The organism is Zunongwangia sp. SCSIO 43204 (genome assembly GCF_019904275.1).
Taxonomy (GTDB): Bacteria; Bacteroidota; Bacteroidia; order Flavobacteriales; family Flavobacteriaceae; genus Zunongwangia; species Zunongwangia mangrovi.
In genome coordinates this window covers 2,498,121-2,512,386 of sequence record NZ_CP063204.1, presented here as the reverse complement: position 1 = coordinate 2,512,386, position 14,266 = coordinate 2,498,121, and the positions used below count along the sequence as shown (strand labels likewise).

Here is a 14,266-nt window from a genome sequence, read left to right as displayed (position 1 = left end):
GTAGAAATCCAGTAACAACTTGCTTATGCAGTTAAGTCATAACGAAGATAACAATTTCTCACTTTCCCGTTTCGAATCTATGTTAAAGACCAATGATGTATTGTTCTTTGATTCGAATGAATTCGAAAATATAATTCATCATTATCTAGAAATAGGAAAGATAAACCTAGCTAAGAAGGCAGTTAAATTAGGACTTTCTCAGCATCCATCATCAATCAACCTTAAACTTCTTAAAGTTGAAATTCTTGTTTTTGAAGATAAATTAGATCTTGCTGATGGTTTATTAGCCGAAGTACAGGATCTAGAAGCTAATAACGAGGAAGTTTACATCCAAAAAGCACAGATTTTCTCTAAACGTGACGAACATCAGAAAGCCATCCAGGTATTAGAACTGGCCTTAGATGTTACTGATGAAGCTGCCGAAATTTATTCAATGATAGGGATGGAATATCTTTTTCTTGAAGATTTTGAAAATGCCAAGATCAATTTTATGAATTGTCTTGAAGCCGATGAAGAAGATTATTCTGCACTTTATAACGTGATGTATTGCTTTGATTTTCTTGGAGAAAAAGAAGAGGCTATCGAATATCTGAATATGTATTTGGATAAAAACCCCTATTGCGAAGTAGCCTGGCACCAGGTTGGAAAGCAGTATTTCGATCTCAAAGATTATAAAAAAGCCCTTGCAGCTTTTGATTTTGCGATAATTAGTGACGAATATTTTATAGGTGCTTACCTTGAAAAAGGAAAAGTACTGGAGAAACTAGAGCGTTATATTGAAGCTATCGAAAACTATAATGTAACCTTAGAATTAGACGATCCTACTTCTTTCGCATACTTAAGAATTGGGAAGTGTTTCGAAAAGTTAGGTAACGATAAACTGGCTTTATCTAATTACGAAAAAACGGTACATGAAGATCCGCTTTTAGACAAAGGCTGGATAGCGATCACCGATTTTTATATCAAAAAGAAAAACTTTAAAAAAGCACTTTATTATATCAACAAAGCGATAAATATTGATGAGGAAAATGTGCTTTATTGGAAGCGTTACGCAAAGATCAATAATCGCTTAGAGCTAAATAGAGAAGCTGAACGTGGTTATCGCAAAACCTTAGATCTTGGTAACTACGAATTAGAAACCTGGATTAGACGATGTGATATTCTTATCAATCTTGCTGAATGGGAAACTGCGGTTCAAAACCTACTGCAAGCGAACGAATTTTATCCCGGTATTGCAGAGATCGAATATCGTTTAAGCGGATTATATTTTATGCTGAATAATGCTGAATTTGGTTATAAGCACCTGGAAAATGGATTAAAAGCCGATTCTGAATATTACATTATCATAGAAGAACTTTTCCCTGAAATCTTTAAAAGGAAAAGTGTTAAACAATTAATAGATTCTTATCAAAAGGCTTCATAGTATTTTCCTAACTTTGGGCAAATCTAATTTTTAGAACATGCAAAGAAGCTTACGGGAATACTTTAGCATCACGCTAAAGGGTATGGCTATGGGAGCCGCAGATGTTGTACCCGGTGTATCGGGAGGTACCATCGCATTTATTTCAGGAATTTACGAAGAATTGATCTCTACCATTAGCGGTGTAGATCTTTCCCTTTTAAAAACCTGGAAAAATGAAGGCTTCAAAGCAATGTGGCTTCAACTAAACGGCGGTTTTATTGTATCGCTTTTCTTAGGAATTCTTATCAGTGTATTTACTTTAATGCGGCTGGCAAATTATTTGCTTCAAAATCATCCGGTTTTAATTTGGTCTTTTTTCTTTGGATTGGTTTTAGCCAGTATTTGGTATGTAGGGAAACAAATCCCAAAATGGAATTTTAAGATCATTATCGCCTTAATTCTTGGCGCTGCGGTCGCTTTATACGTTACGTCTTTGCCGCCAATGGGAAGTTCAGATAGTACATTATTTATGTTCATTGCCGGAGCCATTGCCGTTTGTGCAATGATTTTACCAGGAATTTCCGGAGCTTTTATTTTAGTATTACTTGGGGCATACCGCCCGGTAACTGAAGCGGCTCATAATTTCGATATTAAAACATTAGCAATCGTGGGCGCAGGTGCTATATTTGGTTTACTTAGTTTTTCTAAGATCTTAAAATGGCTTTTTACGCATTATACCAGTTTAACCTTAGCGGTGTTAACAGGCTTTATAGCAGGTTCTTTAAATAAGATCTGGCCCTGGAAAAAAGTTTTGGAAGTTGCCAAATTCGAGGATAAAGAAATTGTTATAAACGAGACTTCTGTTTTACCATGGAATTTTGAGGGCGATGCTCAACTATTATTTTCAGTAATCCTGATGTTAGCAGGATTCGGACTCATTTTTCTTCTGGAAAGCTTAGCAAGCAATCAACCTGAAGAGTCTGATGCAACAAACTAGAACATTAACAGATAAAATTTTCCTTATTCTAAAGGGATTATCCATGGGAGCTGCTAATAAAGTTCCCGGGGTATCTGGTGGTGTTGTAGCTTTTGTCGCCGGCTTTTACGAAGAATTTATTTACTCGCTGCAAAAGATTAATCTTAAAGCAGGCAAGCTTTTGATCGCGGGTAGATTTCGCAGCCTTTATCATTACATTAACGGCAAATTTTTAGGATTGCTTATCCTGGGAATGCTTATAAGTTATTTTAGCGTTTCTAAGCTTTTAGATTATCTAATCGTGCACTACGAGCTGTATGTCTGGTCTGCTTTTTTTGGGATGATCATTGGTTCGATCTACTACATCAGTAAAGATTTTGATGAATGGAGCCGTCGCAGTATTCTATTTGTCACACTCGGAATTATTTTTGGGGTAGCCATTAGTATGCTGGAACCTGCACGCGAAAATGATAATTTATGGTTTGTTTTTTTCTGCGGAATAATTGGCGTTTCGGGGATGACGCTCCCTGGGCTTAGTGGATCTTTCATCCTTATTTTGCTTGGAAATTACGTGTTACTGTTGGTAGATTCGGTTAATGCTTTGTACGATACAATGGCCGATATTGTAAGTTTAGACTTCAGTTTTACTTCCAACGAATCCAGAATGCATTTGCTACAGGTAATGATTGTTTTTGCCTTGGGATCACTGGCAGGATTGGTTTCCCTATCCCATTTACTGGGTTTTGTGCTGAAGAATTACAAAAAAGATACTTTCGCCACTATAATTGGCTTTATTACAGGCTCTTTGGGCGTGGTTTGGCCCTGGAAAACCAAGATCTACAAAACCGACGAAGCGGGAGAATATCTTATCGATAGTCACGGAGATAAAATTATAGATAATTACAATAGATTTTTTCCAGACTTTACAGATACCGAAACCTATTTGGCGATATTCTTTATTTTGGTAGGTATTTTTATTGTTCTTGGGCTTGCGTTTTACGAAAAAAGAGAACATGCCAGAAAACAAGCTAAACTCGAGAAAAGACCATAAAAACTGGTGAAAACACCGAAAAAAGATTAAAAAAATGAGGAAATTCGGACTTTTAGGTAAAAATATAGCTTATTCATTTTCAAGAAAATACTTCAATGATAAGTTTGAAAATGAAAAAATCGAAGCAGAATATGTCAATTTTGATATTCCTGAAATTACCGATTTTCCATTAATTATCACTAAAAATCCTACACTTTCAGGAATGAATGTCACCATTCCCTATAAACTGGAAGTGATGAAGTTTTTGGATGACCTTTCAGCAGATGCTAAAGAAATCGAGGCTGTAAATGTGATCAAATTTGAAAACGGAGGAAAACTTATAGGCCATAATACCGATTTTATTGGTTTTAGAAACGCTTTAAAACCTCATCTTAGACCTCAGCACACACACGCTTTAATATTGGGAACCGGTGGAGCGTCAAAAGCGGTGGCGTATGCATTAAAAACAATGAGAATTTCATACAAATTCGTATCCAGATCGGCTTCAGAAGAACAGTATTCGTATTCAGAATTAACCGAAGAAATTATTCAGAAGTATTCTTTAATCATCAATACCACGCCACTAGGAACTGCTCCTAACACAGATCAATGCCCCGATATTCCGTATCAGCATATCACTAAAAATCATCTTGTTTTCGATTTGATCTATAATCCTGCAGAAACAAAATTTATGAGTAACAGTAAGAAACATGGCGCAACTGCGGTAAATGGGCATAAAATGCTCGAATTACAGGCCGAAGCTGCCTGGGCAATATGGAATTCTTAAAGAATCAAGCTTTTTCGTTCTTATCTTGTCATAAAAAATTGGGTTTGCTTGCCCAATTTTCGTGTAGTTGTTATCTTTCAGCTTTAATAACCATGCAGAACTTTAACATTGAAAGATATGTCTCAATCAGATAACGAAAACAAGAAAGAAGAACTTTCTAAAAAAGAGACCCCTGAAACAACTGAAATTACTCAGCCTCAGGAAGCATCTACTACAGAAAGTGCAACAGAAGAAAAGAAGGTAGAAGAATCTTTTTCGGAAGAGGTTGAGAATCCAGACGCTACAAACGAGCTTGAAGAAGCCATGGTAGCCGAATCTACTTTTGTTCAGGATACTGAAAACAATAAAAAAGCGAACGCCGAAGATACCAACGACGATGATGACCATGAAGATGCCATTATCGAAGAGCATAAAAAAGGAGTAGACGATTCTCTTGCCGAGGATAGTGAAGATGAAAGTGCCACAGAGCGCCACACCATCCCTAAAAAAGATTACCATTCGATGAGCAAAGAGCAACTAACAGATGAGTTAGAGCGATTGCTTAAGAATGAAAAGATCCAGGCGATTAAAGAACACGTGATCGAAATTAGAACCGAATTTAATGCGAAATTCGATGAAGAATTCGAAGAAAAGAAAGAAGATTTTCTTGCCGATGGTGGGAATATTATCGACTTCCACTACTCTACTCCGTTAAAAAATCGCTTTAATTCGTTGTATTTTGATTATCGAGAAAAGCGAAATAAATACTACCAGCAATTAAAACAGGATCTTAACGCAAATCTTAATAAACGCCTGGAGATCATTGAAGAGTTAAAAGGTTTACTTGATGTAGAAGAAAACATCAATACCACCTATAATCACTTTAAAGAAATTCAGGATAAATGGCGTACTGCCGGGCCTATCCCTCGTGATAAGTATAATAATGTTTGGAATACCTATCACCACCATGTAGAGAATTTCTATGATTTTCTACACTTAAATCGTGAGTTTAGGGATATGGACTTTAAGCATAATTTAGATCAAAAGCTTAAAGTTATAGATCGTGCTGAAGAATTAGCTCAGGAACAGGATATTAACCGTGCCTTTAGAGAGCTTCAAATGCTCCATAAGATGTGGAAAGAAGAATTGGGACCTGTAGCTAAAGATTATCGTGAAGAGATTTGGGAACGTTTTAGTAATGCAACCAAAGTAATTCACGATCGTCGCCAGGATTATTTCGAAAATTTAGATAAAGAATTCGAAAAAAACTGGGAAAAGAAGCAACAGATCATCGAAAAGATTCGGGAAATTGCAGATCAGGACTTCAGCAGCCACAACAAATGGCAGCAAAAGATCAAAGAAATTGAAGCTTTACGCGAAGAATTCTTTAAAGCAGGTAAAGTACCAAGAAGTAAAAACGAGGAAACCTGGGCAGATTTTAAAGAAACGGTAAGACGTTTTAATCGTAAGAAAAATGCTTTTTATAAGAATCTTAAAAAGCAACAATACGATAATCTTGAGAAGAAAAAGGAATTGATCCAAATCGCTGAAGATAACAAGGATAGTGATGATTTTAAAACCATCACACCTCTTATGAAAAAGATCCAGTCTGATTGGAAGAAAATAGGTCACGTTCCAAGAAAGGATAGTGATAAGGTTTGGAAGCAGTTTAAAGCAGCCTGTAATTATTACTTTGATCGTCTTCATGAAAACAGAAGTGAAGAGAACAAAGAAGAAATGGAAGCTTTTGGTAAGAAAAAAGATTTACTTGATAAAGTACGTTCTTTTGAGCATTCCGGAAACAAGGAAGAAGATCTTAAAACCATTAAATCTTTTATTGCTGAATGGAAATCTTTAGGTAGAGTTCCGTTTAACAAGCGTTTTATTGAAGGTAAATTCAATAAAGCTTTAGATCAGTTATTTAAAAAATTGGACGTAAATCGTACAAAAGCAGAAATGCTGAAATACGAGAATAAGATCCAGGCTCTTAACGATGCCGATGATGACAATAAAATTAGAAATGAACATTTCTTCCTTTCTAAAAAGATTGAAGAAACTCAGGCTGAAATTCGACAATTAGAGAACAATTTACAGTTCTTCTCTAATGTAGATGATGATAATCCTTTAGTTAAAGAAGTTCATAAAAATATAGATGACCATAAGGCACAGCTAAAAGTATGGCGTGAAAAACTAAAGAAAGTAAAGTCTCTTTACTAGTTTTAATTACAATAAAGCACTAAAAAACCGTCGAATTGATCGACGGTTTTTTGTTTTAAAATTATTTCGTAGTTAAACCTTTCTTTTTAACTAAAAATATAATGAAACCAACCAGAATAAAAGGAATACTTAACCACTGCCCCATATTTAGCGTCATATTATTTTCAAATGCTACTTGGTTTTCTTTGAAAAACTCTATTAAGAATCTAGCTAGAAATAGAAGAATTAAGAATAAACCGAAAATTTGCCCATTTCTAAGTTTTAATCGGTTATAAATAGAATATAGGATTACAAAAATAAGAAGGTAAGAAAAAGCTTCATACAGCTGTGTGGGATGTCTAGGAATCATATCGTCCTGAACAAAAACTACTCCCCAATTGCCATTAGTAGGTTTCCCATAGATTTCAGAATTCATAAAATTACCAAAGCGAATAAACGCGCCCGTTATGGGCGTTCCCAAAGCTACCATATCTAAAACCCAGAATAACTTTAGCTTATACTTCCTACAATACAATATAATCGATATAAAAACACCTAAAGCACCACCATGACTAGCGAGACCTTGATATCCAATAAACTGATAATTACCTTCTATCTTTTGAATGGGGAGAAACATTTCTATAGGATGCGATAGAAAATAATCTGGTTGATAAAATAAACAATGACCTAGCCTGGCCCCTATAATTGTACCTAGTACAATATAAGTTAGCAAACTATCCAGACTTTCTAAAGGAATATTTTCTCTTCTGAAAACCCTTTTCACGACCAAATAACCCAGCATTAGACCAGTCACGAATAAAATACCGTAATACTTCAACGGAAATGTATCTGTGATCCAAAACAAAACCGGATCTAAATCCCAATAAAAAATTCCATCATCCACACTTATTAATATTTAATAAAATTGGCTACAATTTCTTCGCTTCATTCCAATACACATCCATTTCAGCAAGCGTCATATCTTTTAAAGCTTTGTTACCTGCAGCAGCTTTTTCTTCCAAATATTTGAAACGAGCTATGAATTTTTTATTGGTTCGTTCTAAGGCGTTTTCAGGATTTATTTTTAGGAAGCGAGCATAATTGATCAGCGAGAACATAACATCGCCAAATTCGGCTTCCATTTTATCTTTATCAGCCTTATCGACTTCATCCTGCAACTCCCCCAGCTCTTCCTGTAATTTTTCGAATACCTGTTGTGGTTCTTCCCAATCGAATCCTACACCGGCAACCTTATCCTGAATTCGGCTTGCTTTTACCAGAGCAGGCAGCGATCTTGGCACGCCTTCCAGAACGCTTTTTTTTCCTTCCTTCAGTTTTAAGTTTTCCCAGTTCTTTTTTACATCTTCTTCGTTTTCAACCTTAACATCACCATAGATATGAGGATGTCTGGAAATTAACTTTTCACAAATTCCGTTAGCTACATCTGCAATATCAAAATCATTTGTTTCGCTACCTATTTTTGCATAGAAAACAAGATGTAAAAGTAGATCTCCCAGCTCTTTTCTTACCTCTTCGATATCCTTATCTAAAATGGCATCACCAAGTTCGTAAGTTTCTTCGATCGTAAGATGTCGCAAACTTTCCATAGTTTGTTTACGATCCCAGGGACATTGTTCCCTAAGTTCGTCCATTATTGTAAGTAACCTATCAAAGGCTTTTAGCTGATCTTCTCTGGAGTTCATTGTATTTTTTTAAAAGACCAAAATACGATATTCACTTTAGCAAGACCAGAATCAGCTAAAAATTATACGATTTGATATGCTAGACTGCGTACAGATTAAGTTTTGGATAAGCTGAAACCGAATAGTTATTAGAACTACACATCTCTTCATATTCTTCTTCGGTAGGGATATCTAGATCCTCAAAATAACCAGAGAATAATTCCAACTCGGCGTAGGTGTTCAAAATGATCACAAGACTATCAAATTTAGGCAGTGGGAAAGAAAATTCCAGTTTTGCCTCAACCTTATCATGTGCTTCAAGAAAAGCTTCGATACGCTTTATCTTATTTCTAGTTACCATTGAACATTTGTTAGAAAAGCTAAATGTAAAAAATAATAACTTCGACTTAAAAGATCGATTTCCTAAAGTTTAGTGAAAACTTGCCCAAAAACAAAAAACCCTGCTTAAAAGCAGGGTTTCACAAATAAGGGTGGAAGACCGGGTTCGAACCGGCGACCTCTGGAACCACAATCCAGCGCTCTAACCAGCTGAGCTACATCCACCATTTCAAATTGCGGTTGCAAATGTAAGCTATTTCTATTATTCCGCAAAGAAAAATTTTCAATTAAATTAAATCAAATATCGAATCGACTGCTACATAGCGTTCTACAGTATAACCTTCGGCATACTCAGTATTGATAATTCGGCCTAAATCACGTGCTCTATAGATCACACTATCAAAAAAGTTGTTGCTGGAAATAGGCGTATTTGGCTCGTCACTATCAGGATCAAAAAACTGACTCTTGTAAGCTTTTACAGATTCCATCTTTTTATCCATATATCCGGTGACATCTACTACCACATCTGGTTCTATGTTTTTCCATTGGATGTAATGAAAAACCTGTTTTGGCCTCCATGCTGCCTGAATTTCACCATCCATCCTTGTTTCGATTCGGCGTAAACCACTTAAAAAGCAAGCATCACTCGCTAATTTAGACCCACGCCCGTGATCGATATGGCGATCGTCTATGGCATTACAAAAAACGATCTCTGGCTTATATTTCCTAAGGATCTTAATGATCTCTAACTGATGCTCCTTATCATTAGTAAAAAAACCGTCTGCAAAACCTACATTTTCACGTACATGTACACCTAAAATCTTTGCTGCATCTATAGATTCTTTATCTCTAATTTCAGCAGTGCCTCGTGTACCTAGCTCACCTCTGGTTAAGTCTAAGATCCCAACTTTTTTTCCTCGATCTATTTCTTTGGCCAAAGTGGCAGAACAACTAAGTTCTACATCATCTGGATGAGCCCCAACGGCCAAAATATCTAATTTTATCATTTTTCTATTTCAATTTTTGCAATAAAAGTATAGCCTTTTTAATTTTTATTCTAGCTTATTGCTTCAAGGGCTTGTTGGATATCTTCAATAAGATTCTCAGATTCCTCGATCCCAACAGAAAATCTTAGTAATCCATCTTTAATTCCCTGTTGTGCTCTTTCCTCTGGAGTTAAAAGCCCATGTGAAGTTTTTGACGGAGAAAGGATCGTACTTTCTACTCCCGCTAAACTCATCGAAGATTTTATCAATTTCAATTTTTTCTGAAATACTTCAGCGTCTAAACCTTCAGCAAGTTCGAAAGAAAGCATTCCACCAAATCCTTTCATCTGGGCCTTCGCCAATTCGTGATCTGGATGTGATTTTAAGCCCGGATAATAAACATTGGCAATTTTATCATTCTCATGTAGAAATTCAGCAAGAATTTGTGCATTCTCGTTCTGTGCCTTTACTCTAAGTCCCATGGTTTTTAAACTTCGCTCTAAAAGCCAGATCGTATAATCACTTAAATTTCCACCAAGGTTCTTAGCCATTTGGAATACGGTATCGATTATTTCTTCAGAAGAAATTACAACTCCTGCAAGAATATCACTATGACCTCCCATATATTTTGTTGCCGAATGGATCACAATATCAATACCTAGATCTATTGGATTTTGATTTACGGGTGAAGCAAAAGTATTATCGATCATACTTACCAAACCTTTCTGTTTTGCTAAATCGGCCACAGCTTTTACATCGGTAATGGTAAGCAAAGGATTAGAAGGTGTTTCGATATAAATTACCTTCGTGTTTTCTTTAATTTCAGCTTCAAATGCCGCAGGACTCGCATCTTTAGTAAAACTATATTCGATCTTAAACTTATCGAATTCTTCAGTGATCAAATTACTGGTTCCACCGTATAATGTATTCTGAAGTACCACATGATCTCCTGTTTGAACATGAGAAAGCAAAGCCGTACTCACTGCCGCCATTCCGCTGCCAAAAATTAGTGCAGCCTCACCATGTTCTAAAGCAGCCATTTTTTTCGCTAAAGCAACCTGATTTGGCGTATTAAAATATCGTGGATAGCGTTTTACCTCAACATCTTCAAAAGCATACGATGTTGCCATATATAATGGGGAAACAGCTCCTTTAAATTGTGTATCTTCTAATTCTCCGGCATGAGTACAAATCGTATTAATGCCTTTATATTTTTTATCCATGAACTTTTTTAATTTAAGGCAACTAATTTAAGAAGTTAAGCTTGTATTTACTATAGATTACCTGCCTTTCTCCCGTAAAGTCTTAAGAGAATCTTTATCCGAAATCGAATTCGCCTTATTTTCAGCTTAAATTTTACCAATTTATTAGCATTTCTAATCTTCGCTTTACCACCTGTTTAACAACAAAAACATGCCTTTCGCACTACCTTTAGAGTGAATAAAGAAAAAGAAAAATTATGGGAAATACTGTTGCAGATCTTTTAGTAAAAATGCTTGTAGAAGCTGGTGTAAAACGTGTTTATGCGGTTACCGGTGATAGTCTAAATCCTGTTAACGATGCTGTTCGCCGTGATGGCAGATTACAATGGATTCATGTACGTCACGAAGAGGCCGGAGCATATGCGGCTTCGATGGATGCCGAGTTAGACGGCATAGGATGTTGTATGGGAAGTAGCGGCCCGGGACATGTTCATTTGGTAAACGGACTCTATGATGCCAATAGAGCAGGCAACCCCGTTATCGCTATCGCTTCGACAGTAGAAACCGATAAACTGGGTACTGAAAATTTTCAGGAAACTAATGTGACAAAGTTATTTGACGATTGTAGCAAATACTGCTTTATGGTAAACACTCCGGCTCAGGCAGCACATGGATTTCAAAGTGCGATTCAGCATGCTATCCATCAAAAAGGTGTTGGCGTTGTGGGCTTACCTGGCGATGTTGCTTCAGCAGATGCTACTCACATTACCACTTCAGAACAAAACTATTTTACGAGCTCTAAACTACAACCGGGAGATTCAGAAATAAAAACTCTTGCAAAAGTACTTAACGAGAATAAAAAAGTAATGCTTTACTGCGGTCACGGTTGTAAGGATGCTCAGGACGAAGTAATGCAACTGGCAAAAAAACTAAATGCTCCTATGGGCTTTAGCTTCCGTGGAAAAATATATTTCGATAAAGAAAATAATCCTTATGCTATAGGATTAAATGGATTGCTTGGAACAAAATCTGGTTTTAAAGCCATGCATGAAGCTGATGCCTTAGTGCTTCTAGGTACAGATTTCCCTTACACCAATTTCCTTCCTGAAAAAAATACCATTATCCAGATCGATGAAAAGCCAGAACGTATTGGTCGTCGTGCCAAAGTGAATTTTGGTTATCACGGTAAAATAAAAGATACCTTAGAAGCGCTTCTTCCGCTCATAGAAACGAAGACTGAAACCAAGTTTTTAGAAGACATGAGAGAAGTGCACAAAGAGGTTGAAGAAAAATATTGCAGCTATGTTTTAGCTAAAGGCGAGGAAAAGAAAGTCCATCCAGAATATGTTGCTGCGGTAATTGATGAGATCGCTACAGACGATGCTATTTTTACTGTAGATACAGGAATGAGTGCAGTTTGGGCAGCTAGATATTTAAAAGGAAAGAAAAATAGATACTTAACCGGTTCGTTTAATCATGGATCGATGGCCAATGCAATGCCAATGGCTATTGGTGCAGGTTTAGGACATCCAGACCGCCAGGTGATTGCACTTTGTGGTGATGGTGGAATTTCTATGCTTTTGGGCGATTTAATGACCATTAGCCAATATAACATCCCGGCGAAAATCGTTATTTTTAACAATGCTTCTTTAGGCATGGTGAAATTAGAAATGCAGGTGGAAGGTTATCCTGAATGGCAAACCGATATGGTAAATCCAGATTTTGCACTTATTGCGAAAGCTATGAACATTCACAGTTGGGTTGTAGAAGATCCAAAAGATGTAAAACAAGCACTTTCTGAAGCATTTGCACACGAAGGCCCCGCAGTAGTCAATATCTTTACCGATCCCGATGCTTTAGCGATGCCACCAGAAATCAATTTTGAACAGGTAAAAGGTTTCGCTAAGACCATGAGTAAAATGATGATCAATGGAAAAACCGCCGATGTGATCGATACTGCAAAATCTGATATGAAATATCTAAAAGAGATCTTCTAAACCTAAAAAATTGATCTAGGTTAATATCCTTCGTTAAAAATGAGTTAAACCGGGCGTGCACGATTTAATTGAATCACATTTCGGCTAATTTGGCAAAAAAGTGAACATTATGAAAAGTACAGAAGTAAAAGCATTCGGTGCAAAAACGAATACAGCAGATCTAGAGCAATTGCAAATTGATCGTCGCGAAACACTAGCTGATGATGTAGAAATTGATATTTTATACTGCGGAGTTTGCCATAGTGATATCCATACCGTAAGAAACGATTGGGGTGGTTCTCAATATCCTGTTGTGCCTGGTCACGAAATTATTGGACGAGTAATTAGCATAGGGAAAAATGTTTCAAAATTTAAAGAAGGACAACTTGTTGGTGTTGGATGTATGGTAGATTCCTGCCAACGTTGCCAATCTTGTAAAGATGGTTTAGAACAATACTGTGAAAACGGAATGGTTGGAACCTATAACGGGAAAGACGAACATCTTGGCGGACATACTTTTGGTGGATATTCTGAAAAAATCGTAGTTGACCAAAAATTTGTTTTAAACGTTCCTGAAAATCTAGATACTAAAGGAGTAGCGCCACTTCTTTGTGCTGGGATCACAACCTGGTCTCCTCTTAGAAACTGGAATGTAAAAGAAGGAGATAAAGTAGGTGTAATTGGTCTTGGCGGTCTTGGTCACATGGGTATTAAATTTGCTCATGCTTTAGGTGCTAAAGTGGTTATGATCACTACTTCTCCTGGTAAAAGCGAGGATGCTAAAAGATTAGGCGCAGATGAAGTTTTGATCTCTAAAGACGAAGAACAAATGGCCGAACATGCAGGAAGTTTTGATTTTCTACTGAATACTGTTCCTGTTAAGCACGATATTAATCCATATATTGGATTATTAAAAAGAGATGCAACGATGGTTTTAGTTGGTGCTATAGAACCGCTAGAATTTCATGGTGGCGCATTGATTATGGGAAGAAAAAGTGTTGCCGGTTCTTTAATTGGTGGAATTAAAGAAACTCAGGAAATGTTAGATTTCTGTGGTGAACACGATATAGTTTCAGATATCGAAATGATCGATATGCAAAACATCAACGAGGCTTACGATCGTGTAACCAGTAACGATGTAAAATACCGTTTTGTGATCGATATGCTATCGCTTAAAAACTAATTTGCATTTAGGTATCGAATTAAGATTCGATAAAATATAACAAAGATTTATAAAACTGCCTTTAAGTTGTGATCTTCGGATTTGTAACTTATTGGCAGTTTTTTTATTCATTAAATTCAAATAAAACATGAGCATATTTTCATCATTATTAGGAAACGCAGGAGCTATAAGCAAAGAAAAATTAGAAGAGAAATATCACAAACTATTAATTCCTTCAGAAACTATTGAAGCTGGATTTAAGCTTGTTCGGGATACTTTTATTTTTACGAATAAAAGACTGATCCTGGTAGATATTCAGGGGTTAACAGGCAAGAAAACCGAATATTTTTCGGTTACATACAAAAGCATTTCTCGCTTTAGTGTTGAAACTGCCGGTAGTTTTGACCTTGATGCCGAGCTTAAGATCTGGATCTCTGGAGAGCAACATCCATCAATTTGCAAAAAGTTTAATACCAGTGTAGATATTTATGAAGTTCAGAAAATTTTGGCGGCTTTCGTGCTATAATTTTAGTTCGGAAGAAAAAATCT

Annotated in this window: 13 protein-coding genes and 1 tRNA gene; 8 read left to right on the top strand and 6 right to left on the bottom strand. The window is 36.4% G+C overall.

The genetic code is table 11. From position 1 onward, the window contains the following. The first annotated feature begins 25 nt into the window (after positions 1-25). The 5 genes from INR75_RS11035 to INR75_RS11015 all read left to right on the top strand — a co-directional run bounded on the left by INR75_RS11035 (position 26) and on the right by INR75_RS11015 (position 6,391). Complete coding sequence (locus INR75_RS11035; protein ID WP_092542561.1) at positions 26-1,423, top strand: tetratricopeptide repeat protein; 1,398 nt, start codon at positions 26-28, stop codon at positions 1,421-1,423. A 37-nt stretch (positions 1,424-1,460) separates the two neighbouring features. Then, positions 1,461-2,399, top strand: a complete 939-nt coding sequence (locus INR75_RS11030; protein ID WP_223088843.1) for a DUF368 domain-containing protein — start codon at positions 1,461-1,463, stop codon at positions 2,397-2,399. Continuing rightward, entirely contained in the window at positions 2,386-3,429 is a 1,044-nt protein-coding gene (locus INR75_RS11025; protein WP_092542565.1) for a DUF368 domain-containing protein, read from the top strand. Before INR75_RS11030 ends, INR75_RS11025 begins: the two co-directional genes overlap by 14 nt. A 34-nt stretch (positions 3,430-3,463) precedes the next feature. Next, entirely contained in the window at positions 3,464-4,195 is a 732-nt protein-coding gene (locus INR75_RS11020) for a shikimate dehydrogenase (RefSeq protein ID WP_223088842.1), read from the top strand. Between the two features lie 117 nt (positions 4,196-4,312). Next, positions 4,313-6,391 (top strand): DUF349 domain-containing protein, encoded by a 2,079-nt coding sequence (locus tag INR75_RS11015; RefSeq protein ID WP_223088841.1) that lies wholly within the window; start codon positions 4,313-4,315, stop codon positions 6,389-6,391. 61 nt (positions 6,392-6,452) lie between these two features. Here INR75_RS11015 and lgt read toward each other — a convergent pair whose 3' ends face one another. The 6 genes from lgt to INR75_RS10985 form a co-directional block, all read right to left on the bottom strand. Further along, positions 6,453-7,274: a prolipoprotein diacylglyceryl transferase gene (gene lgt, locus INR75_RS11010; RefSeq protein ID WP_223088840.1), complete on the bottom strand. Its 822-nt coding sequence runs from the start codon at positions 7,272-7,274 to the stop codon at positions 6,453-6,455. 25 nt (positions 7,275-7,299) lie between these two features. Further along, positions 7,300-8,073, bottom strand: coding sequence for a nucleoside triphosphate pyrophosphohydrolase (mazG, locus tag INR75_RS11005; protein ID WP_223088839.1), 774 nt, complete (start codon positions 8,071-8,073; stop codon positions 7,300-7,302). Between the two features lie 79 nt (positions 8,074-8,152). Next, positions 8,153-8,413 (bottom strand): hypothetical protein, encoded by a 261-nt coding sequence (locus INR75_RS11000; RefSeq protein ID WP_223088838.1) that lies wholly within the window; start codon positions 8,411-8,413, stop codon positions 8,153-8,155. A gap of 128 nt (positions 8,414-8,541) precedes the next feature. Then, a tRNA-His gene (locus tag INR75_RS10995) sits at positions 8,542-8,617 on the bottom strand. A gap of 61 nt (positions 8,618-8,678) precedes the next feature. Beyond that, positions 8,679-9,395: a bacillithiol biosynthesis deacetylase BshB1 gene (gene bshB1 / locus INR75_RS10990; protein ID WP_223091912.1), complete on the bottom strand. Its 717-nt coding sequence runs from the start codon at positions 9,393-9,395 to the stop codon at positions 8,679-8,681. 53 nt (positions 9,396-9,448) lie between these two features. Further along, positions 9,449-10,600, bottom strand: coding sequence for a PLP-dependent aspartate aminotransferase family protein (locus INR75_RS10985; RefSeq protein WP_223088837.1), 1,152 nt, complete (start codon positions 10,598-10,600; stop codon positions 9,449-9,451). A 236-nt stretch (positions 10,601-10,836) separates the two neighbouring features. On the opposite strand from INR75_RS10985, the gene INR75_RS10980 reads away from it, so the two are divergent. The 3 genes from INR75_RS10980 to INR75_RS10970 all read left to right on the top strand — a co-directional run bounded on the left by INR75_RS10980 (position 10,837) and on the right by INR75_RS10970 (position 14,243). Continuing rightward, a complete protein-coding gene (locus INR75_RS10980) occupies positions 10,837-12,576 on the top strand; it encodes a thiamine pyrophosphate-dependent enzyme (RefSeq protein ID WP_223088836.1) in 1,740 nt (579 codons plus the stop codon). A 109-nt stretch (positions 12,577-12,685) separates the two neighbouring features. Beyond that, positions 12,686-13,738, top strand: coding sequence for an NAD(P)-dependent alcohol dehydrogenase (locus INR75_RS10975; protein WP_223088835.1), 1,053 nt, complete (start codon positions 12,686-12,688; stop codon positions 13,736-13,738). Positions 13,739-13,865: 127 nt separating this feature from the next. Continuing rightward, entirely contained in the window at positions 13,866-14,243 is a 378-nt protein-coding gene (locus INR75_RS10970) for a PH domain-containing protein (RefSeq protein WP_084841731.1), read from the top strand. Positions 14,244-14,266: the final 23 nt, after the last annotated feature.